The organism is Nocardioides sp. JS614, assembly GCF_000015265.1.
In the GTDB taxonomy this organism is placed as follows: Bacteria; Actinomycetota; Actinomycetes; order Propionibacteriales; family Nocardioidaceae; genus Nocardioides.
Genome location: NC_008699.1, coordinates 2,785,418 through 2,806,918, shown reverse-complemented (window position 1 = coordinate 2,806,918; position 21,501 = coordinate 2,785,418). Strand labels below are relative to the sequence as shown.

Genomic DNA, 21,501 nt, shown 5'->3' with positions numbered 1-21,501 from the left:
GCGCCATGAGCACGCCGTCGGAGTCACCCGCGATCCGGGTCTCGACCCCCGTCGACGGCGTGGACGTGCTGGGCGCCCTCTCCCCGAGCCGAGCGGGCGACTTCATGAGCTGCCCGCTGCTGTACCGGTTCCGGACCGTCGACCGCCTGCCGGAGCCGTTCTCCCCGGACGCGGTCCGCGGCACGGTCGTGCACAAGGTGCTCGAGGACCTCTTCGACCTCCCGGCCGGCGACCGGACCCCCGACCGCGCGCAGGCGATGCTCGAGCCGGCGTGGGAGCGCCTGGTCGAGGCCGCACCCGAGCTGTCCGAGCTGTTCCCCGTCGACGAGGACGGGGCCCAGGTCGCGGCGTGGCTGGCGTCGTGCCGGGCGGTGCTCGAGCGCTACTTCACCTTGGAGGACCCGCGACGCCTCGAGCCTGCGGAGCGCGAGCTGTACGTCGAGGCACTGCTGGACTCGCGCCTGCTGCTGCGCGGCTTCGTCGACCGCATCGACGTCGCGCCCGACGGGGCGATCCGGGTGGTCGACTACAAGTCGGGTCGCTCGCCGTCGGAGATGTTCGAGGCCAAGGCGCTGTTCCAGATGAAGTTCTACGCATTGGTCATCTGGCGCACGCGCGGCGTCGTCCCCGCCATGCTCCAGCTGATCTACCTCGGCAACGGAGAGCTGCTCCGCTACGTCCCCGACGAGCGCGACCTGCTGGCCACCGAGCGCAAGATCGAGGCGATCTGGCAGGCGATCCGCCGGGCCGAGGAGTCCGGCGACTGGCGGCCCAGCCCCGGCCGACTCTGCGACTGGTGCGCGCACCGGGCGATCTGTCCGGCCTGGGGCGGCACTCCCCCGCCGATCCCCGCCCGCGAGCCGTCCCTGGATCTGTCGGTCGACGAGTCGGCCGAGGCCCTGTGACGCTGCGACGAGGCCCCTGATCCCGCGCCGACCCCCTGTCGTTTGGTCACCAACGGCAAGTCGGGCTGCCGGACTCCTGTCGTTGGTGACCAAACCGCAACGCCGGCGGCGGTGCGGTCAGAGGCCGTTGCGCTCGGCCCAGAGGGCGGCCTGGGTGCGGTCGGCGACGCCGATCCGGGCGAAGGCCGACGTCAGGTGGGCTTTGACGGTTCGCTCGCTGATGTCGAGGCGGCGGGCGATCTGCTTGTTGGCCAGTCCCTCGCGGACCAGGGTCAGCACCTCGGTCTCCCGGCTGGTCAGCTGCACCTGGGGGGAGCCGGCCCGCACGCCGAGGAGGGCGCGGGCCGCCTTCGGGTGGATCGGCGACTCGCCCCGGCTGACCGCGCGGATCCCCTGGAGGACGTCCTCGGGGTCGGCGTCCTTGAGCAGGTAGCCGACCGCGCCGGCGTCGAGGGCGGCGATGATCCGCTCGCTGTCGGAGAACGACGTCAGCACGAGCACGTCGACCCCCAGCCCCTCCGCCATGATCGCGCGGGTGGCGGCGACGCCGTCGACCTTCGGCATCTGCAGGTCCATCAGCACGACGTCGGGCCGGATCCGGCGTACGACGTCCAGGGCCTCGGCCCCGTCGGCGGCGGTGCCGACGACCTCGATGTCGGCGGTGCCGCTGAGCAGCTGCTCGAGGCCGGCGCGGATCACGGCGTGGTCGTCCACCAGGACGACGCGGATGGGTTCGGTCACTGGGCGTCAACCTCCATGTGCACGGTGGTGCCCTCCCCGAGGGCTGATCGGACGTCGAGCACGCCTCCGGCGTCGGCGACCAGGCTGCGCAGGCCCCGCAGGCCGTACCGGTCGGGATCGCGTGCCGAACTCGGGTCGAATCCGACCCCGTCGTCCACGACCTCGAGCGACAGCCGGCGGCCGTCCCCGCGAACGGTGACGGCCAGCGTGGACGCGCCGGCGTGCCGCAGGGCGTTGCGCACGGCCTCCTGGGCGACTCGCCAGACCAGCGCCGCCTTCTCGTCCGACGCCGTCTCCGCGCCTTCGACGCTCACCGACGCCTGGACGTCGGAGGTGCCGGCCGGCGCGGTCAGGTCGGCGAGCGCGGCGGCGAGCCCGTCCGCCTTCAGCTCGGGCGGATGGATCTCGACCAGGAGCGAGCGTAGGGACTTCAGGCCGTCGCGCAGCGAGGAGCCGGCCCCGTCGAGGGTGTCGCGAGCATCGGTCGGGGTCTCCGGGTTGCGGGACAGCGCACTGATCGCGTACGCCGTGCCGGCGAGATCCTGGACGACCGTGTCGTGGAGGTCTCGCGCGATCCGGCGCCGCTCGGCGTCGGAGGCCTCCATCGCGGAGCGCAGCAGCCGCTCGCGCTCGGCGGCGCCCTTGCGCAGCTCGCGGGTGAGGGTCACCAGGATCGCCGTGGCCACCAGGATCAGCAGGAGCAGCGGGCCGAGCGTGATCCACCGGAACGAGGAGTAGATCTCGCCGCGCCGCTGCTCGATCTCGTCGAGCGTGTAGTAGGCCTCCACGAGGAGCGGCTCGCCCTCCGGCGAGGTGATCCGGGTGTAGGTCTGCACCAGCCCGGTCGCACCCTGCTCGGAGACGATCTCGCGGTTCTCCGGGCTGTTCGGGTCGGCGATCACCGCGCCGCTGCCACCGTTCCTGAGCACATCGAGCTGGTCCCCGGTGAGGGGGAACTTCCGGCCGAGCAGCGCGACACCCTCGCTCGAGTAGACGTTGCGCCCGTCCTCGGTCCAGATGTTGACGCGGTCGGCGGTCTCGACGTCGAGCAGGCGCGGGGTGATCGCCCGGTCCATCTGATCGGCCGCGCCGAGCTTGCGTCGGGTGGTCTTCACCAGCCCTTCGGGAACGTCCGGCTCCACCACGGACCTGGCCACGACCTCGGTCGTCCCCTGCGCCTCCGCGATCGCCTCCTGGCGCGCGGCGCGGTCGGCGAGCTTGTTGGTGCCCAGGAAGATCGCGGTGACGGTGATGGTGCCGATCAGCAGGAAGAGCGCGACGGGACTGCGAACGACGCGCAAGCGGGACACCTTTCGACGGGGCCTGCCCAGGATAAGTCCTGCCGGGCGCGACTAGTAGTCCACGAAGGTGCGGCAGACCTCGCCGGTGCGGAGGTTCTCGGCACGGAACACGACGTCGTCCACGCCGTACCCGTTGAACATGGTCCGGGAGACCCGGAAGCTGAGGTCGGTGTTCTCGTTGCCGCGGGCGCGTCCCTCGTCGGAGAGGTCGCCGTTGTGCTTGAGCTTCCACTCCCAGGTGTCGCTGTCGTTGCTCCAGACGGTGCCGACCACGAGCAGTCGGGCGTTGTTGCCCTCGACGGTGCTGACCCGGAGCTTCGCCCGGGTGGCCGTTCCCTCGCCGCAGGAGTCCCGGTCCTTCTGCACGTCCGTTGCGTTCCCGCCATCACCCGCGAATGCGATAGGAGCACTCACGAGGGCCGCTGCACCCAGCGTGAGGCTGAGCACGATGGCGGGAACGCTTCGGACGAACATTTGCAACCTTTTCGAACCTATCCAGGCGGAACAGCTCCCCCCGAGATGTCCTCATCCTCCGGCGTCGCGAGGGCGGTCCGCCACTGTCCGGTGGTACTAGGACCTCGAGGGCCGATGACTAGTCACCGGGTAGTCACCGCCGCGACCAGACCTCGGCGAGGTCGAGGCCGTCGAGGGTGTCGGCGAAGACCCGGCGTGGCCCGGCCAGGACCGGGACGTGGTTCTCCACGACCAGGACCAGGCACCCGGCGGCCTCGGCCGACTTCGCGCCGGTGTTGGAGTCCTCGATCGCGAGGCATCGGTCGGCCGGGATCCCCAGCGCGGCCGCCGCGGTGAGGTACGGCTCGGGGTGGGGCTTGCCCTGCTCGACCCGGTCACCGGTCACGACCACCCGGAACGACTCGGCGGGCAGCTGCGCCAGGATCGGGGCGACGAAACGCTCGTAGGACATGGTGACCAGCGCGCACGGGATGGCGGCGGCACGCACCCGGGCCAGCAGGTCGACGGCCCCGGGCCGCCAGGGCACCTCGCGCTCGACCCGGCCGACCACCCCGTCGAGGAGCTCCTCGACGATCTGCTCGGCGCTCACGTCGATGCCCATGTGCTCGCGGATGTAGCGGCCCGAGGAGGGCAGGTCGTTGCCGACCAGGTTGAGTGCGTCCGCATCGCTCCAGCGGCCGCCGTACCGCTCGGCCAGCTCGTACTCGGTCTCGATCCAGTAGGGCTCGGTGTCGACCAGGGTGCCGTCCATGTCCCAGAGGACAGCCGCCGGCAAGGTGGGCTCAGTCATCCGGGTCGTAGCCGAGGTTGGGCGAGAGCCACCGCTCGGCCTCCGTGAGCGTCCAGCCCTTCCGCTCGGCGTAGTCGGCCACCTGGTCACGGCCGATCCGGCCGAGCACGAAGTACTGCGACTGCGGGTGGCTGTAGTACCAACCGGAGACGGCGGCGCCGGGCCACATCGCCATCCCGTCGGTCAGCTCGATGCCGGTCCGCGCCGTCACGTCGAGCAGCCGCCACAGGGTGCGCTTCTCGGTGTGCTCCGGGCAGGCGGGGTAGCCGGGCGCGGGCCGGATGCCGTCGTACCGCTCCGCGATCAGGGCCTGGTTGTCGAGGTCCTCCTCGGGAGCATGGGCCCAGAACTCGGTGCGCACCCGCTGGTGCAACCGCTCGGCGAAGGCCTCGGCGAGCCGGTCGGCCAGTGCCTCGAGCATGATCGCGGAGTAGTCATCGAGCTGCTCCTTGAACTCCAGGATCCTGGCCTCCGCCCCGAGGCCGGCGGTGACCGCGAAGGCCCCGACGTGGTCGGGAAGCCCGGTCGCCCGCGGCGCCACGAAGTCCCCCAGGGACCGGTTGGGGATGCCGTCGCGGTGGTCGCCCTGCTGGCGCAGGTTGTGCAGCGTGGTCAGCACCTCGGTGCGCGAGTCGTCGGTGTAGACCTCGACGTCGTCACCGACCGCGTTCGCCGGGAACAGCCCGAACACGGCATTGGCCCGCAGCCACTTCTCCTCGATGACCCGGTCGAGCATCGCCTGCGCGTCGTCGTACAGCCCGCGTGCGGTCTCCCCGGTGGTCGGACTGTTGAGGATGTCGGGGAACTTCCCCTTCAGCTCCCAGGCGTTGAAGAACGGCTGCCAGTCGATGAAGTCGCGCAGCTCGGCGAGGTCGTAGTCCTCGAGGACGTGGATGCCCGGGGTTCGCGGCGCCGGGGGCGCGTACGTCGACCAGTCGATCGGGGTGCGGTTGTCCCGGGCCTGCTCGAGGGTCAGCATCGGGCGGTCGTGCTTCGTGGCGTGCCGGGCCCGCAGGGAGTCGTAGTCCTCCTTGATCTCGGCCATCAGCCGCGGACGCTGCGCCGGGTTCAGCAGCGTCGCCAGGGTCGGGACCGAGCGCGAGGCGTCCTTGACCCAGACGACGGGTCCGTCGTACTTGCCGTCGACCTTCACGGCCGTGTGTGCCCGTGAGGTGGTCGCGCCGCCGACCAGCAGCGGGATCTCCATGCCCCGGCGCTGCATCTCGGCGGCCACCCCGACCATCTCGTCCAGCGAGGGGGTGATCAGGCCGGAGACGCCGACGGCGTCGGCGCCGACCTCGAGGGCCGTGTCCAGGAGCTTCTGGGTGGGCACCATCACGCCGAGGTCGATGACCTCGTAGTTGTTGCACTGCAGCACGACGCCGACGATGTTCTTGCCGATGTCGTGGACGTCGCCCTTCACCGTTGCCATCACGATCGTGCCGTTGGTCTCCTTGGCCGTCGCGAGCTCGGGGTTGTCCAGCTTCTCCTGCTCGATGAAGGGGATCAGGTAGGCGACCGCCTTCTTCATGACGCGCGCCGACTTCACGACCTGGGGCAGGAACATCTTCCCGGCGCCGAACAGGTCGCCGACGACGTTCATGCCGTCCATCAGCGGGCCCTCGATGACCTCGATCGGGCGTCCGCCGCGAGCGGCGATCAGCTGCCGCAGCTCCTCGGTGTCCGGCTCGACGTGCGCGTCGATGCCCTTGACGAGCGCGTGGGTGATCCGCTCCTCGACCGGCAGTGCGCGCCACTCCTCGGCGGCGGCGGCCTCGGTGGTCTCGCCGGCCCGGTTGTGGGCCTCGGCGATCTCCAGGAGCCGCTCGGCGGCGTCGGGTCGCCGGTTCAAGATGACGTCCTCGATCCGCTCCCGCAGCTCGGGCTCGACCTGGTCGTAGACGACGAGCGCGCCCGCGTTGACGATGCCCATGTCGAGCCCGGCGCCGATCGCGTGGTACAGGAACACGGCGTGGATCGCCTCGCGGACCGGGTTGTTGCCGCGGAAGGAGAAGCTCACGTTGGAGATGCCGCCCGAGACCTTGGCGCCCGGGAGGTTCTGCTTGATCCAGCGGGTGGCCTCGATGAAGTCCAGCCCGTACGACGCGTGCTCCTCGATGCCGGTCGCGACGGCGAACACGTTGGGGTCGAAGATGATGTCCTCGGGCGGGAAGCCGACCTCGTCGACCAGGATCCGGTAGGCGCGCTCGCAGATCGCCTTGCGCCGCTCCAGGTTGTCGGCCTGGCCGTCCTCGTCGAAGGCCATCACGACCGCGGCCGCGCCGTACTGACGGCACAGCCGCGCCTGCTCGCGGAACGTGTCCTCGCCCTCCTTCATGGAGATCGAGTTGACGATCGGCTTGCCCTGGATGTTCTTCAGGCCCGCCTGGATGACCTCCCACTTGGAGGAGTCGACCATCACCGGGACCCGACTGATGTCCGGTTCGCTCGCGATCAGGCGGGTGAAGCGGTCCATCGCCGCCACCCCGTCGATCATGCCCTCGTCCATGTTGATGTCGATGACCTGCGCGCCGTTCTCCACCTGCTGCGCGGCCACGCTCAGCGCGGTGTCGTAGTCGCCGTCCTTGATCAGCTTGCGGAACCGGGCCGAGCCCGTGATGTTCGTGCGCTCCCCCACGTTGACGAACAGGCTCTTGTCGGTCACCGCGAACGGCTCGAGGCCGGCCAGCCGCAGCGCCGGCGTCAGCTCGGGGACGGGCCGCCGGGTCTTGCCCTCGACCGCCTTCGCGATGGCCGCGACGTGGGCAGGGGTCGTGCCGCAACAGCCGCCGACCAGGTTCACGAAGCCGCTGGCGGCGAACTCCTCGATGATCGCGGCCGTCTCCTCGGCGGCCTCGTCGTACTCGCCGAAGGCGTTGGGCAGGCCCGCGTTCGGGTAGCAGGAGACGAAGGTGTCCGCGATCCGGGCGATCTCGGCGATGTAGGGCCGCATCTCCTTCGCGCCGAGCGCGCAGTTGAGGCCGACCGCCAGCGGCCGGGCGTGGCGCACGGAGTTCCAGAACGCCTCGGTGACCTGACCGGAGAGGGTGCGCCCCGAGGCGTCGGTGATCGTGCCGGAGATGATGACCGGCCAGCGGCGCTGGTTCTCGGCGAAGAGCGTCTCGACCGCGAAGATCGCGGCCTTCGCGTTGAGGGTGTCGAAGATCGTCTCGATCACGAGCAGGTCGGCACCGCCGTCGACGAGGCCGCGGGCCGCGTCGAGGTACGCCGCGACCAGCTGGTCGTAGGTCACGTTGCGCGCGCCCGGGTCGTTGACGTCGGGCGAGATCGAGGCCGTGCGGGTGGTCGGGCCCAGTGCGCCGGCGACGTAGCGCGGATGCTCCTGCGTGCTGACCGCATCGACCTCGCGCCGGGCGAGCTGCGCCGCCTCGTAGTTGATCTCGTAGGCCAGCTCCTGCATGCCGTAGTCGGACAGTGAGACCGCGTTGGCGTTGAACGTGTTCGTCTCGATGATGTCGGCGCCGGCGAGGAGGTACTCGCGGTGGATGCCCGCGATGATCTCCGGCCGGGTGATCGTCAGCAGGTCGTTGTTGCCCACGAGGTCGCTGGGCCAGTCGGCGAACCGCTCGCCGCGATAGCCCGCCTCGTCGGGTCGGTCCCGCTGGATCGCCGTACCCATCGCGCCGTCGAGCACCAGGATGCGCTGCTCCAGAGCGCGCGTCAGCTGGTCGGTCAGGTCGGGGCGCTGCTGGGGGGACCAGGACAACGGGACTCCTCTCGTGCCGCCCGGAGGGGCGACGTCTGCCAGCGTAGGAACCGTGTCCACGACGTGGACTCGCCATCCAGATCGTGACATCGCGCGTCCGCAGGGGAGAAATCCCCGCGGCGACTACGCTTGTGGGGTGATCGAGCTCGAGGACGTCCCGGACCTGGTGGACCCCGTGGTGATCGCCGCGTTCGAGGGCTGGAACGACGCCGCGGACGCGGCCTCCTCGGTGATCGACCACCTGATCCGGGTATGGGGTGCGCGGACCGTCGGCGCCGTCGACCCCGAGGACTTCTACGACTTCCAGGTCAACCGTCCCGTGGTCGGCACCGACGAGCTGGGCCACCGCCGACTGACCTGGCCGAGCACCCAGATCGCGATCGCCTCGCCTCCCGACCTCGACCGCGACGTGATCTTGATCCGTGGCATCGAGCCGAACATGCGGTGGCGCCAGTTCTGTGCCGAGCTGCTCGCCGCCTGCGACGAGCTCGGCGGTGAGCTCGTCGTGACGCTCGGCGCCCTGCTCGCCGACACACCGCACACCCGGCCGATCCCGGTCAGCGGCACCGCCACCGAGCCCGAGCTCGTCGACCGGCTCAAGCTCGAGCAGTCGACGTACGAGGGACCGACGGGCATCGTCGGCGTCTTCCAGGACGCGTGCATGCGGGTGGACGTGCCGGCCGTGTCGTACTGGGCGGCGGTCCCTCACTACGTCGCGCAGCCGCCGTGCCCCAAGGCGACGCTCGCGCTGATCGGACAGCTCGAGGACCTGCTCGAGGTCAGCATCCCCCTCGGCGACCTGCCCGAGGACGCCCGCGCCTGGGAGCGTGGTGTCGACGAGCTCGCCCAGGAGGACGAGGACATCGCGGACTACGTGCGGGCCCTCGAGGAGACCCGCGACACCACCGACCTGCCCGAAGCGTCCGGCGAGGCGATCGCGCGCGAGTTCGAGCGGTACCTCAAGCGCCGTCAGGGCGACGAGTAGATCGGTCCACGGCCGGCCTGGGAGGGCCGGGGTCGGCTCCGCGCCCGGTGATGTCCGTCGTTTGGTCACCAACCACAGTTGGGAGCGCTCCCGATCTGTCGTTGGTGACCAAACCACAACGACGCTGGCGCCGCCGGAGCGGGTCAGTCTAGGGCGGCCCGCACCTCGTCGGGGGTCATCGTGACCGGGGTCTGCAGCAACCACTGCACGCCGAAGGGGTCGCGGATGCGGCCGCCGCGCGCGCCGTACGGTTGGTCGACGACCGGGAACACCGCGACGGCGCCGTTCTCGAGCATCACAGCGGCGACCCCGTCCGGGTCGTCGGTGACGACGTCGAGTACGGGGCCTGGCGCTCCGGTGCTCGTCGGCGAGGGATCGACCTCGTCCTCGTCCTTGAGGGTCACGCTCGTGCCGAAGACGACGAGCTCGGCGAACACGACGGACCCCCCGTGCTCATAGCGGACCGACTCGGTGGCCCCGAGGTTGGCCGTGTACCACCGGATCGCGGCGTCCGCGTCGGCCAGGATCAGCTTGGGCCTGAGGGCGTTGTCGGGCATGGACCCAGCCTGGCACTGGAGCCCCAACCCGTCTTGGAGGAACGGGACAGCGTGCGTGCTCAGGAGAGCCAGAGAGCGAGGCCGAGGGCGGCGTCGAGGGCGGCCAGGAGCCGGGCCGCGGCGTCCGGGTCGGTGGTGTCGGCGAGGCCGGCGGTGCCGAGGGTGGCGGCGACCCAGCGGTCGATCGCGGCAGTCGCCCGCGGCGCGTCCAGGTCGTCGGCGAGGGCGGCGAGCACCTCGTCGATGACCGGCGCAGCCGGTGCGCCGGCGCCGAGCGAGAGGGCCTTGCGCCAGCGGGCGATGTCGTCGACGGCGACCCACAGCTGGTCGTCGGTCCACTCCCAGTCGGAGCGGAAGTGGTGGCGCAGCAGCGCGAGCCGGATCGCCATCGGGTCGACGTCGCTGTTGCGCAACGCGGAGACGAAGACCAGGTTGCCGCGGGACTTCGACATCTTCTCGCCGTCGTAGCCGACCATGCCGCCGTGGCTGTAGACCTGCGCGAACGGCGTGCCCGGGACGGCGACCTGGGCGTGGCCGGCGCACATCTCGTGGTGCGGGAACACCAGGTCGCTGCCGCCGCCCTGCACATCGAACGCCCCGCCGAGGTGACGCTGTGCGATGGCCGTGCACTCCACGTGCCAGCCCGGGCGTCCCGGGCCCCACGGGCTCTCCCACGACGGCTCGCCCTCGCGCCGGCCCCGCCACACGACACAGTCGAGCGGGTCCTTCTTGCCTGGCCGGTCGGGGTCCCCGCCGCGCTCGGGGTAGATCTCGAGCATCCGCTCGCGGTCCCAGCCGGACTCGGCGCCGAAGGCGGGGTCGGCGGTCACCGAGAAGTAGAGGTCGTCCTCGACGCGGTAGATGGCGCCGGCGGTCTCGAGCCGGCCGATCAGCTCGATGACCAGCGGGATGGACTCGACCGCACCGACGTAGTGGTCGGGTGGGATCACCCGGAGCGCCGCCATGTCTTGCCGGAACAGCTCGGTCTCGCGCTCGGCGAGCTCCACCCAGTCGACGTGCACCTTCGCGGCGCGCTCGAGGAGCGGGTCGTCCACGTCGGTCACGTTCTGGACATAGGTCACGTCGTGGCCGGCGTTGCGCCAGGCCCGGTTGAGCAGGTCGAAGGCAACGTACGTCGACGCGTGCCCGAGGTGCGTGGCGTCGTACGGCGTGATGCCGCAGACGTAGAGGCGAGCGGGCCCGTCCGGGGTGGTCGTGACCTTGCGGGCCGACGGCGTGTCGTGCAGCGCCACGGGCGGTCCCGGGACCGGCAACGTCGGGATCTCCGGGGTGGGCCAGGCTCGCATGCGGCGAAGCCTATCCGCCGAGCTCAGAACGGCGGCCACGGGATCGCGGGCCACTCCCCTCGCGGTGCGGGCAGCACCGCACGCTCCGCCAGCCGCTCGCAGCGGCGCACCAGCGCCTCGATCTCGGGGTCGCTGAGGTGGGCGGCGAGCACGTCGCCGAGGGCGGCCCCGGCCTCGACCGCGAGGCGGCGCACCACCCCCACCTCGTCCGCCGTGAGCGCTTCGCCCAGCCATCCCCACAGCACGGTGCGCAGCTTGTGCTCGGCGTGGAAGGTCACCCCGTGGTCGACGCCGTACCGGTGCCCGTCGGCCATCTCCAGCACGTGGCCGCCCTTGCGGTCGGCGTTGTTGACGACGACGTCGAAGACGGCCATCCGGCGCAGCGGCGCCGAGTCCTCGTGGATCAGCGACACCGGCCGGTCATGACCGTCGAGGCCGTCGAAGACGTGCCGCCAGCCCTCCGGCACCTGACCCTCGGGCACCAGCGTGACCGCGACCTGCTCATCGTCGGGCTCCTGCCAGCGCTGCACCATCCCGGGACCGTGCGGACCGTCTCGCAGCCAGGTCTCGGGGACGACGTTCCAGCCGGTCGCCTCCGAGACCAGGTACGCCGCCCGCTCGCGGTCGGCCAGGGTGCCGTCCGGGAAGTCCCACAGTGGCCGCTCGCCGGCCACCGGCTTGTAGACGACCTTCACCCCGCCGATCTCGCCCACGAAGGTCGCGTTGGAGGCCGGCATCACGCGGCCGTGCAGCACGAGGTCGCCCTCGAGCAGGTCGCCGCCGGCGTCGGTGGTCACGGATCGCGGCGCCGGAAGCCGTTGGCGCGGACGCAGAGGTGGCCGTCCGGGTCGATCGGGTTGCCGCAGAAGGGGCAGCTCGGGCGCCCCGCCTCCAGCACCTGCTCGGCGCGCTTGACGAACGCCCGCGCCGGCCCGGCCGCGAGCCGGACCAGGAACACCTCGTCGGGCTCGGGCTCCTCGAAGTCCTCGTCGAGCTGGTCGGGCGTGACCACCGCGGCCTCGGTGAACGGGAAGACCTCGATCACCACGCGCTCGTCCGTCGGGTCCCAGGACAGCGTCATCGTGCCGGCGCGGAACTCCTCCTCGATCGGCTGCTCCAGGGGGTCGGAGTCATCGAGCCCGAGCGGGGCGACCGCGGGGACGATCGCGTCGCCCGCCTGGCTGGCCATCACCTCGTCGAGCAGCTCGTCCACCCGCTCGGCCAACGCCTGCACCTGCTGCTTCTCCAGGGCCACGCTCACGACGCGGCTGCCAGCGCGGGCCTGCAGGAAGAAGGTGCGTTGCCCCGGCGGGCCGACGGTTCCGGCGACGAACCGCTCCGGCGGATCGAATCCATGGACGACAGGCATGCGCCCACCCTAGGGCGTGGCCGAAGGCCCGGCTCCCCCGCCGACGACGGCGTCGTCCGACCCCTTGGCGCGCGGCCGCCTGCCGGGCCGACGCGGAGGGGCCGCGGCCAGCCAGGACAGGTCGCCGGCGTGGGTATTCGTGGCCAGCACATACGGCCGCGCGGCGGTGTAGCGGATCACCGACATGGACGCCGGATCGACCTGGAGCCGCTGGAACAGGTCGAGGTGCATGCCGAGCGCGTCGGCCAGGACGGACTTGATGACGTCGCCGTGGCTGACGGCGACCCAGACCGCCCCGGGGCCGTGCTCGCTCTCGAGGGCGGCGTCCTGGCGGCGTACCGCGGCCACCGCACGCGCCTGCATCGCCGACATCGCCTCGCCCTCGGGGAACACCGCCGCCGAGGGCTGGGTCTGGACCGTGGACCAGAGCTTCTCCTTGGCGAGCTCCTCGAGCGGGCGGCCCTGCCAGGAGCCGTAGTCGCACTCGGTGATCCCACGATCGGTCGTCACGCGGACCGGTTCCGTCCGGGCGGTCGCGATGGCCTTGGCGGTCTGGCGGCACCGTTCCAGCGGGCTGCTCAGGATCGCCGCGAGCGGTACGCCGCTGAGCCGTTCGGCGGCCCGGACCGCCTGCGCGGCGCCCGTGTCGTCGAGCCGCACGCCGGGGAGCCGGCCGGTCAGGGTACCCGCGGCGTTCGCCGTCGTCCGACCGTGTCGGACGAGGATCACGGTTGCCATGCGGTGGACTGTAGTGGGGCTACCGTGGGCGCGTGATCGTCGACTGCGCCCTGTACCGCGACGGCAGGCGGGTCGAGGGCGGCACCCACTGGCGGGAGCTGCGGGCGAAGGCGGACGCGGACGGCGACTTCATCTGGATCGGGATGCACGAACCCACGCACGACGAGGTGCACGAGGTCGCCGAGGTGTTCGGGCTCCACCAGCTCGCGGTCGAGGACGCCGTGAAGGCGCACCAGCGGCCGAAGCTGGAGCGGTTCGACGACATGGTGTTCCTGATCCTCAAGACGCTGTGGTACGTCGACGAGCAGGACGCGGTCGAGACCGGCGAGATCGCGATGTTCGTCGGCGCGGACTTCGTCGTCTCCGTCCGCCACGGTCAGGGCAACGAGCTGCACTCGGCCCGCGCGGAGCTGGAGTCGAGCAGGAGGGTGCTCAGCCACGGCCCGGGCGGGGTGCTGTACGCGGTGATCGACCGGGTCGTGGACGAGTACCTCGACGTCGTCGACGAGCTGGTCGTCGACGTGGACGAGATCGAGGCGTCGGTGTTCTCCGACGACCGCACCAACGACTCCGCCCGCATCTACGTGCTCAAGCGGGAGATCGCGGAGGTACGCCGCGCGGTGCTGCCGCTGCGGGACCCGATGACCCGGCTGGCCGCCGGGACGGTCACCGGGATCCCGGAGGAGGCGGCGCCGTTCTTCCGCGATGTCGGCGACCACCTGGCCCGGGCGGCGGAGACCGTGGACACCCTGGACACCCTGCTCTCGACGGCGTTCGACGCCCACCTCGCCCAGATCTCGGTGCAGCAGAACAACGACATGCGCAAGATCTCCGCAGGAGCCGCACTGGTGGTCGTGCCGACCCTGATCGCCGGGGTCTACGGCATGAACTTCCGGCACATGCCCGAGCTCGACTGGACCTACGGCTACCCGTTCGCGCTCGCGCTGATGGCGGCGGTCGCCCTGGGGCTGTGGGTGCTGTTCAAGAAGTCCGGGTGGTTGTAGGGGCCGAGGCCGGCCAGCCCCGCTGGCGCATCTGCGCTACGCCGCGATCACGCCGGTCGCGACCAGGACCAGCGTCGCCGCACCGAGGGCCACGCGGTACAGGACGAACGGCGCGTAGGACCGGGTGGTGACGTAGCGCAGCAGCCACGCGATCGCGGCGTACCCGACGACGAAGGAGACGATGGTCGCCACGATGGTCGGGCCCCAGCCGTAGAGGTTGTCGCCGTTCGGGATGTCCTTGAGCTCGAAGACCCCGGCCCCGATCACGGCGGGGATGGCCAACAGGAACGCGTAGCGGGTGGCGGCCTCGCGGTCGTAGCCGAGCAGGCGGCCCATGGACAGGGTCGCACCGGAACGGGACACGCCTGGGATCAGGGCGAGGGCCTGGGCCAGGCCCATCAGGATCGCGTCGCGCAGCGAGATCTGCTTGATCGTCTTGTCGGTGCCGCCGAGCCGGTCGGCGACGCCGAGGACGAGGCCGAGGACGATCAGGGTGGTGCCGATCAGCCAGAGGCTGCGGAAGTCCTCCTCGATGACATCCTTGAGGGCGATGCCGAGCAGCACGATCGGCACCGAGCCGACGATGATGAACCAGCCCATCCGGGCGTCCAGGTGGCCGCGGTACTCCGGCTTGAACAGCGAGAGCAGCCAAGCCCTCCCGATCCGCCAGATGTCCTTGCGGAAGAACATCAGCACCGCGACCTCGGTGCCGATCTGGATGACAGCCGTGAACGCCGCTCCGGGGTCGCCCCAGCCGAACAGCTCGGGGTAGATCCGCAGGTGCGCGCTGCTGGAGATCGGGAGGAACTCGGTGAGCCCCTGGATGAGCCCGAGCACGAGGGCCTGGAGGAAGTCCACCACGGCGGGAACTCTACGGGCGGCCGCTGGGCGTGCCGGTGCAGGGCCGCGTGGAGTCGCCGACTACCTTGTCGCCATGCAGCAGCGGCGTGTCGGCGCGACCGGCCTCACCGTGTCCCGTCTGGCGCTCGGCACGATGACGTGGGGACGCGACACCGACGAGCACGAGGCGCGCGACCAGCTGGTCGCGTTCACCGAGGCCGGCGGCACGCTGGTCGACACCGCGGCCGGCTACGGCAACGGTGCGTCCGAGGAGCTGATCGGCACCCTCATCGGCGACGTCGTCGCCCGCGACGACGTCGTGCTCGCCACCAAGGCCGGGATCACCGCCCGGCGAGGTGGCCGTGAGTACAACACCTCACGCGGCCACCTGCTCGCCACCCTCGACGCCTCCCTCCGCCGCCTCGGGGTCGCCCATGTCGACCTCTGGCAGGTGCACATCTGGTCCGACGAGGCGCCGCTCGAGGAGACCCTCGCGGCGCTGGACACCGCCGTGCAGAGCGGGCGGGCGTCGTACGTCGGCGTCTCGAACTACTCGGGTTGGCAGACGGCCCAAGCGGCGACCTGGCAACGGGCGGTGCCGGGGCGCACCCCGCTGGCGAGCACCCAGGTGGAGTACTCCCTGCTCAACCGGGTCGCCGAGCACGAGGTGCTCCCGGCGGCCGCCGCGCTCGGGCTCGGCGTGCTGCCGTGGTCGCCGCTCGGTCGCGGCGTGCTGACCGGCAAGTACCGCACCGGCACCCCCTCGGACTCCCGCGCGGCCTCCGCGCACTTCGCGAACTTCGTCAGCCCCTACCTCGACGAGCGGTCCGGGGGCATCGTCGAGGCCGTCGCCCGGGCCGCGGACGGCCTCGGCTGGACGCCGCTCGAGGTCGCGTTGGCGTGGGTCCGCGACCGACCGGGCGTCACGGCCCCCGTTGTCGGTGCCCGTACCGCTGCCCAGCTGCGCGGAGCCCTCGGCGTCGAGGAGCTGAGCCTGCCCGCCGAGATCACCGCCGCCCTGGACGACGTGTCCGCCGATTGACCCCTGTCCGACCGCTGACGAGACGGAGACCAGATGAGCCGAGAGCTGCGTAGGCCCCCCGCTCGTGGTGTCGAGTGGGAGTTCGACAAGGTGACCTTCTCGCGGGAGTACTCCCGCAACGTGGTGACCAAGCTGCTCGTCGAGCGCGCCGAGTACGGCGGCTGGGAGCTGGACCGGGTGCGGATCACCGCCGACGGCACCCGCCGGGTGGTGCTCCGACGCAAGATCATCCGCGCCGTCCGCACCGCCTGAGCCGAGGCCCCCAGCAGTCCTGCTGTCGTTTGGTCACCAACGACAGTCCCAGCCGCTCCAGAACCGTCGTTGGTGACCAAACCACAACCGTCGGGGGCCGCGGATCCGGGCGCGGGCTTGGTGGGAGCGGGCGGGTGTTGGCACGCTGCCGGCATGACCGCGCCGCTGATCACGACGCCCGTCTCGTCCGACCTGGTCCGTGGGGCGGTCGAGCTCGAGCCGACCGAGCACGGGCTGCGGCCGCACCGGCTGCCCGCCTGGGCGCGGGCGCAGTGCGCCGACGGGCAGCTGGCGATGGCAGAGGCACAGCCGTCCGGGGTGCGGTTGATGTTCCGCACGGAGGCGACCGTCGTCGAGCTGGACGTGCTCGCCACCAAGATGACGTACGTCGGGCTCGAGGGCCGGCCGGACGGGGTGTACGACCTGGTCGTCGACGGGCGGCTGGTGGCCCGGGCCACCGCACCGGGCGGGCACCTCCTGACGGTCGACCTGGCGACCGGCGGGTCCGCGCTCGAGCCCGGACCGGTCGGGACCGTCGCCTTCCGGGGACTCCCGTCCGAGGCGAAGCACGTCGAGCTCTGGCTGCCGTACTCCGAGGTCACCGAGATCGTCGCGCTGCGCACCGACGCCCCCGTCGAGCCGGTCGGCGCCGATAGCCGGCGGGTGTGGCTGCACCACGGCAGCTCGATCAGCCACGGCTCCAACGCCGAGAGCGCCTCGACCACGTGGCCTGCGCTGGCGGCGGCCACCGGCGGGGTGGAGCTGGTGAACCTCGGCCTCGCCGGCAGTGCGCTCCTGGACCCGTTCACGGCCCGCACGATGCGCGAGGCGTCGGCGGACCTGCTGAGCGTGAAGATCGGCATCAACCTGGTCAACCTCGACCTGATGCGTCTGCGCGCGTTCGGCCCCGCCGTGCACGGCTTCCTGGACACCATGCGCGAAGGCCATCCGGACACCCCGCTGCTCGTGGTCTCCCCCATCTGCTGCCCGGCCCACGAGGAGGTGCCGGGCCCGAGCGCCCCGGACCTGTCGGAGGGGGTGCGGTTCGTCGCGCTCGGCGACCCGGCCGAGCGCGCGGCCGGGAAGCTCACCCTCGGGGTGATCCGTGAGCAGCTCGCCGCGATCGTCGCCGCCCGGGCCGCCCAGGACCCGCACCTGCACTACCTCGACGGCCTCCAGCTGTACGGCGCCGAGGACCACGCCGAGCTGCCGCTTCCGGACCAGCTGCACCCGGACGCCGCGACGCACCGCCTGATCGGCGAGCGCTTCGGCCGGATCGTGTTCGGTCCCGGAGGGGCGTTCGCCGGCGAGTAGGCCGCTCAGACCTCGTCGAGGAACCGGTCGAGCACCCGGGCGCCGAACTCCAGCGCGTCGATCGGCACCCGCTCGTCGACGCCGTGGAACAGCGCCGTGAAGTCCAGGTCCGCGGGCAGCCGGAGGGGCGCGAACCCGTAGGAGCGCAGGCCGAGCCGGCGGAAGTGTTTGGCGTCGGTGCCGCCGCTCATCAGGTACGGCGCGACCACGGCGTCCTCGTCCTCGGCGAGGAGCGAGCGGGTCATGGCGTCGACCAGGTCGCCGTCGTACGGCGTCTCCCAGGGCTGCTGGTGGCTGAGGTGCTCCACCTCGATGCCCTCGCCGACCAGGTCGGCCAGGGTCGCGAAGAACTCGTCCTCGTAGCCGGGCAGGAACCGGCCGTCCACGTGCGCCGTCGCCTCGCTGGGGGTGACGTTCACCTTGTAGCCCGCGGCGAGCATCGTGGGGTTGGCGGTGTTGCGGATCACCGCACCGAGCATCCGGGCGGCGCCGTCGAACTCCTCGACCAGCGCGGGCGCGTTCTCGGGGGTCGCCTCCGTGCCGGCCAGCTCCGCCACCGCGGCGAGCAGCGTACGCATCGTCGGGGTGAGCCGGACCGGCCAGTCGTGGGCACCGATCCGCGCGACCGCGGCGCTGAGGCGGGTGACCGCGTTGTCGGGGTTCATCATCGAGCCGTGCCCGGCCCGACCCCGGGCCGTCAACCGCATCCAGGCCATCCCCTTCTCCGCGGCCTCGATCAGGTAGACCCGTCGGCCGCGCACGGTGGCGCTGAACCCGCCCACCTCGCCCACGGCGTCCGTGCAGCCCTCGAGCTCCTCGGCCCGCTCGTCCACGAGGACCTGCGCACCGCGGTGACCGCCGGCCTCCTCGTCCGCGGTGAAGCACAGCGTGATCGGGCGCTCCGGCACCCGCCCGGCGCGCTGCCGGGCCCGGACCACGGACAGCAGCATCGCGTCGAAGTCCTTCATGTCGACCGCGCCGCGTCCCCAGACGTAGCCGTCCTGGATCTCGCCGGAGAAGGGGTCGACCTGCCAGTCCGCGGCCGCGGCGGGTACGACGTCGAGGTGGCCGTGCAGCAGCAGTCCGCCCCGCTCCGTGTCGGTTCCACCCCACCGGGCCAGCACCGAGGTGCGCCCCGGCTCGGACTCGTGCAGGCGCGCCTCGATCCCCACCTCGTCGAGCAGCGCGGCGACGTACTCGGCCGCCTTCCGCTCCCCCGGCCCGTCCTCGTCGCCGTAGTTCGAGGTGTCCATCCGGATCAGCTCGCGGCACACGTCGACGACCTCGCGAGCAGGGTCTGGATCCGCCTGCTGCGGGTCGGTGCGGGGGTCCTGGGCCATGGGCCCAGCATGACACCCGGGAGGGTCGATGCCGATGCGAGGAATGCCCGGTCCCTTTGCTACAGTTCCACCCGCACTCGTCCGGGTGGCGGAATTGGCAGACGCGCTAGCTTGAGGTGCTAGTGCCCGTATTAGGGCGTGGGGGTTCAAGTCCCCCCTCGGACACCCTGGCGGTCCCCGCCCCAGCAATCGCTGGGTGCCGGGGACTTCTGCATTTCGGCACCGCCCCGCCTCCGCGAGCGGGTCCGTCCAGCTCACGTACGGCACGGCCCACGCCGGGAACACCCGATTCGGCGCCGCGCGCGGCTGCCTCGCGTGAGGGCCGGGCCCGGCCCCTCAGGCCGGGACGTACATCGAGTCGAGCAGGTCGTGGTACGTCGTCTCGATGACCTTCCGGCGCACCTTCATGCTCGGGGTGAGCTCGCCGCCCTCGACGCTCAGGTCGTGGTCGAGGATCCGGAACTGCTTGATCGTCTCCCACCGGTTGAGCCGGCCGTTGAGCTCCTCGACGCACGCCGCGACGTACCCGTGCACCTCGGGGCTCGCCGCGAGGGCCGAGTAGTCCGTCACCGGCATGCCCTGGGCCCGGCCCCACTGGGCCAGCGCGTCCGGGTCGAGGGTGATCAGTGCCGTCGCGTAGCTGCGACCGTCGGCGTGGACGAGCATCTGGCTCGCGAGCGGGCACACCGCCTTGAAGATGATCTCGATCGCCTGCGGCGCGATGTACTTGCCGCCCGAGGTCTTGATCAGGTCCTTCTTGCGGTCGGTGATCCGCAGCCGGCCCCGGTGGTCGAGCTCGCCGACGTCGCCGGTCGCGAGCCAGCCGTCCGCGCTGAGCACCTCGGCGGTCGCCTCGGGCAGGTGGTGGTAGCCACGCATCACTCCCGGCCCGCGCACGAAGATCTCGCCGTCGGAGGCGATCCGCAGCTCGGTGCCGTCCAGGGGCCGGCCGACGGCCCCGAACACGGCGTCGTCCGGCAGCACCATGCACGTGCCGGCGCTGGTCTCGGTCAGTCCGTACCCCTCGAGCACCAGCAGGTCGGCCGCGTGGAACCAGCGCCCGACGTCGGGTGAGAGCGCGGCGCTGCCGGAGACCAGGAACCGGATCCGACCGCCCAGGCGCTCGCGGATCTTGGCGAGCACCAACCGGTCCGCCACGGCGTGCTGGGCGGCGTCGAACGTCGAGGGCCGCCGCCCCTCGAGCCGCGCCCGCGCCACTCGGTCCCCGACCCGGAAGGCCCAGTTGAACAGGCGGTGCTTCACGCCGCCCTCCTCTTCGACGGTCTGCACGACCTTGGCGTGGACCTTCTCGAAGATCCGTGGTGGCCCGGCCATGAACGTCGGCCGGACCTCGGCCAGGTTCTCCACGATCCGCTCCAGGCGGCCGTCCACGGCGGTCGGGAACCCGATCTGGAGCTGGACCGCCTCCAGCATCTTGCCGAACGAGTGGGACAACGGCAGCCACAGGAACTGCACGTCCGCGGCGGAGAGGATGCCGAGCCGGTCGGCCGCCGAGCCGATGTAGGTCCAGCACCGGTGCGGCAGCTCGACGCCCTTCGGCTGGCCGGTCGTCCCCGAGGTGTAGATGAGGGTGGCCAGGTCCTCGGGCCCGATCGCGGCCACCGCCTGGTCGACGGCGCCGGGATGCTCGACCAGGTGCCGCGCTCCGAGTGCGACCAGGTCCCGCAGGCTGAGCACCCACTCGCCGTCCGCCTGGCCGTCGAAGGTGACGACCCGGATCAGGTCGGGCAGGTGGTCGCGCCGCGACCGCAACTTGGCGACCTGGGTGTCGTCCTCGGCGAACGCGATCCGTGAGCCGCTGTCCCCGAGGATGAAGGCGACGTCGTCCGCGCTGGTCGTGGGGTACACCGTCGTGGTGGCGGCGCCGGCGCACATGATCGCGAGGTCGGCCTCGAGCCACTCGACCCGGGTGTTGCTGAGGATCGCGACCCGCTCCTCGGGCCGGATGCCGAGCGCCAGCAGGCCGGCGGCGAGGGTTCGGACCGTCTCGCCGGTCTGGCGCCAGGTGACCGAGCGCCAGCCCGCCCCGTCGGGGAAGCGGAAGGCTTCCTGATCGGGCGTCGCCGCGATCCGGTCGTAGAACATCCGCGCCAGCGAGGCGGCCGGCTCCGGACGTGTGTCGTCGTGCGTTGGGGTCGTCGAGGCCACGGTGCCACCCTCTTCCGGACAGCCTCACCCTTCCCCGGCCGCGGGGACCGTACTAGAGGATTTCGTCCTCGGCTTCGGCCGGCCCCGAGACGTCGGGAGCGCCGCCCACGTCGGTGCTGTCGTCGGTGCTGGGCGGGGGCAGCTCGACCATCACGTCGAGACGGTTCGGGCCGGCCGGCTCGGCGACCGTGGGACCGAGACGCCGGAGCATGGCGAGGGAGGCGGCGTTGTCGGCGGTCACGGTGGTGACCAACCGGGTGACCCCCACCGGTCGACGCCGCATCAGCTCGGTGAGCAGTGCGGTCGCGACCCCGCGCCGCTGGAACGCGTCGATGACGGTGACCGCGATGTCCGCGGCATCGCGCTCGTCGGCGTAGCGGATCATCCGGGCGACGCCGGCGGGCACCCCGTTGCCGTCCTCGTCGAGCACGACCAGCGCGACCGCGACATGGTCGACGCCGTCGACCTCGTCGACCAGGTGGACGAGCATCGTGTCGGTCAGGTGCGGCACCGCGGCCAGGAAGCGGTGGAACCGGGTCTCCTCGGAGAGCTTCTCGAAACCCGCGCGCACCGCCTCGCGGTCACTGGGCCACAAGTCCCAGATCAGCGCACGAGTGCCGTCGTTGAGCTGCGCCTCCGCGAACAC

20 protein-coding genes and 1 tRNA gene are annotated in these 21,501 nt (G+C 71.7%); 7 read left to right on the top strand and 14 right to left on the bottom strand.

Annotated features, from left to right (window positions below):
- Window positions 1–5 precede the first annotated feature (5 nt).
- A complete protein-coding gene (locus NOCA_RS14835) occupies window positions 6–905 on the top strand; it encodes a RecB family exonuclease (RefSeq protein ID WP_011756079.1) in 900 nt (299 codons plus the stop codon).
- 117 nt (window positions 906–1,022) lie between these two features.
- Here NOCA_RS14835 and NOCA_RS14830 read toward each other — a convergent pair whose 3' ends face one another.
- The 5 genes from NOCA_RS14830 to metH all read right to left on the bottom strand — a co-directional run bounded on the left by NOCA_RS14830 (window position 1,023) and on the right by metH (window position 7,938).
- The gene (locus NOCA_RS14830) at window positions 1,023–1,646 is read right to left on the bottom strand and encodes a response regulator (RefSeq protein WP_011756078.1); all 624 of its coding nucleotides are present in this window, start codon (window positions 1,644–1,646) and stop codon (window positions 1,023–1,025) included.
- Window positions 1,643–2,947 (bottom strand): sensor histidine kinase, encoded by a 1,305-nt coding sequence (locus NOCA_RS25895; RefSeq protein WP_011756077.1) that lies wholly within the window; start codon window positions 2,945–2,947, stop codon window positions 1,643–1,645. The genes NOCA_RS14830 and NOCA_RS25895 overlap by 4 nt, the downstream gene beginning before the upstream one ends.
- Window positions 2,948–2,998: 51 nt before the next feature.
- On the bottom strand, window positions 2,999–3,421 hold the full coding sequence (locus NOCA_RS14820; protein WP_011756076.1) for a hypothetical protein: 423 nt from the start codon (window positions 3,419–3,421) through the stop codon (window positions 2,999–3,001).
- A gap of 133 nt (window positions 3,422–3,554) precedes the next feature.
- Window positions 3,555–4,211: an HAD family hydrolase gene (locus NOCA_RS14815; protein WP_011756075.1), complete on the bottom strand. Its 657-nt coding sequence runs from the start codon at window positions 4,209–4,211 to the stop codon at window positions 3,555–3,557.
- Window positions 4,204–7,938: a methionine synthase gene (gene metH / locus NOCA_RS14810; RefSeq protein ID WP_011756074.1), complete on the bottom strand. Its 3,735-nt coding sequence runs from the start codon at window positions 7,936–7,938 to the stop codon at window positions 4,204–4,206. Before metH ends, NOCA_RS14815 begins: the two co-directional genes overlap by 8 nt.
- 136 nt (window positions 7,939–8,074) lie before the next feature.
- Between metH and NOCA_RS14805 the strand changes: the two genes are divergently transcribed.
- Complete coding sequence (locus NOCA_RS14805) at window positions 8,075–8,923, top strand: PAC2 family protein (protein WP_011756073.1); 849 nt, start codon at window positions 8,075–8,077, stop codon at window positions 8,921–8,923.
- Between the two features lie 143 nt (window positions 8,924–9,066).
- On the opposite strand, the gene NOCA_RS14800 is transcribed toward NOCA_RS14805, so the two are convergent.
- Genes NOCA_RS14800 through NOCA_RS14780 form a run of 5 tightly spaced genes read right to left on the bottom strand, consistent with a single transcriptional unit; the run spans window position 9,067 to window position 12,894 of the window.
- Complete coding sequence (locus NOCA_RS14800) at window positions 9,067–9,480, bottom strand: VOC family protein (RefSeq protein ID WP_041546560.1); 414 nt, start codon at window positions 9,478–9,480, stop codon at window positions 9,067–9,069.
- Between the two features lie 59 nt (window positions 9,481–9,539).
- Entirely contained in the window at window positions 9,540–10,787 is a 1,248-nt protein-coding gene (mshC, locus tag NOCA_RS14795) for a cysteine--1-D-myo-inosityl 2-amino-2-deoxy-alpha-D-glucopyranoside ligase (protein WP_041546559.1), read from the bottom strand.
- A gap of 23 nt (window positions 10,788–10,810) precedes the next feature.
- Window positions 10,811–11,584, bottom strand: a complete 774-nt coding sequence (locus tag NOCA_RS14790) for an SCO1664 family protein (protein WP_011756070.1) — start codon at window positions 11,582–11,584, stop codon at window positions 10,811–10,813.
- Window positions 11,581–12,156 (bottom strand): DUF3090 domain-containing protein, encoded by a 576-nt coding sequence (locus tag NOCA_RS14785; RefSeq protein WP_011756069.1) that lies wholly within the window; start codon window positions 12,154–12,156, stop codon window positions 11,581–11,583. The genes NOCA_RS14790 and NOCA_RS14785 overlap by 4 nt, the downstream gene beginning before the upstream one ends.
- A gap of 9 nt (window positions 12,157–12,165) precedes the next feature.
- Window positions 12,166–12,894, bottom strand: coding sequence for a histidine phosphatase family protein (locus tag NOCA_RS14780; RefSeq protein ID WP_011756068.1), 729 nt, complete (start codon window positions 12,892–12,894; stop codon window positions 12,166–12,168).
- Between the two features lie 32 nt (window positions 12,895–12,926).
- Between NOCA_RS14780 and corA the strand changes: the two genes are divergently transcribed.
- The gene (corA, locus tag NOCA_RS14775) at window positions 12,927–13,898 is read left to right on the top strand and encodes a magnesium/cobalt transporter CorA (protein ID WP_011756067.1); all 972 of its coding nucleotides are present in this window, start codon (window positions 12,927–12,929) and stop codon (window positions 13,896–13,898) included.
- Window positions 13,899–13,934: 36 nt separating this feature from the next.
- Here corA and NOCA_RS14770 read toward each other — a convergent pair whose 3' ends face one another.
- Window positions 13,935–14,759 carry an undecaprenyl-diphosphate phosphatase gene (locus NOCA_RS14770; RefSeq protein WP_011756066.1) on the bottom strand — a complete coding sequence of 275 codons (825 nt, stop codon included), beginning with the start codon at window positions 14,757–14,759 and terminating at the stop codon, window positions 13,935–13,937.
- 73 nt (window positions 14,760–14,832) lie between these two features.
- Here NOCA_RS14770 and NOCA_RS14765 point away from each other — a divergent pair, with 73 nt between their 5' ends.
- From NOCA_RS14765 to NOCA_RS14755, 3 genes are all read left to right on the top strand, one after another.
- Window positions 14,833–15,780, top strand: coding sequence for an aldo/keto reductase (locus NOCA_RS14765; RefSeq protein ID WP_011756065.1), 948 nt, complete (start codon window positions 14,833–14,835; stop codon window positions 15,778–15,780).
- A gap of 33 nt (window positions 15,781–15,813) precedes the next feature.
- On the top strand, window positions 15,814–16,032 hold the full coding sequence (locus tag NOCA_RS14760; protein ID WP_011756064.1) for a DUF5703 family protein: 219 nt from the start codon (window positions 15,814–15,816) through the stop codon (window positions 16,030–16,032).
- A 153-nt stretch (window positions 16,033–16,185) separates the two neighbouring features.
- Window positions 16,186–17,346 carry a GDSL-type esterase/lipase family protein gene (locus NOCA_RS14755; protein WP_041546558.1) on the top strand — a complete coding sequence of 387 codons (1,161 nt, stop codon included), beginning with the start codon at window positions 16,186–16,188 and terminating at the stop codon, window positions 17,344–17,346.
- Window positions 17,347–17,351: 5 nt separating this feature from the next.
- Here the strand turns inward: NOCA_RS14755 and NOCA_RS14750 are convergent, their stop codons facing one another.
- The gene (locus tag NOCA_RS14750) at window positions 17,352–18,686 is read right to left on the bottom strand and encodes a M20/M25/M40 family metallo-hydrolase (protein ID WP_011756062.1); all 1,335 of its coding nucleotides are present in this window, start codon (window positions 18,684–18,686) and stop codon (window positions 17,352–17,354) included.
- Between the two features lie 79 nt (window positions 18,687–18,765).
- Between NOCA_RS14750 and NOCA_RS14745 the strand changes: the two genes are divergently transcribed.
- Window positions 18,766–18,851 (top strand) — tRNA-Leu (locus NOCA_RS14745).
- Between the two features lie 171 nt (window positions 18,852–19,022).
- Here the strand turns inward: NOCA_RS14745 and NOCA_RS14740 are convergent.
- Complete coding sequence (locus NOCA_RS14740; protein ID WP_011756061.1) at window positions 19,023–20,855, bottom strand: AMP-dependent synthetase/ligase; 1,833 nt, start codon at window positions 20,853–20,855, stop codon at window positions 19,023–19,025.
- Window positions 20,856–20,907: 52 nt separating this feature from the next.
- Entirely contained in the window at window positions 20,908–21,501 is a 594-nt protein-coding gene (locus NOCA_RS14735; RefSeq protein WP_011756060.1) for a GNAT family N-acetyltransferase, read from the bottom strand.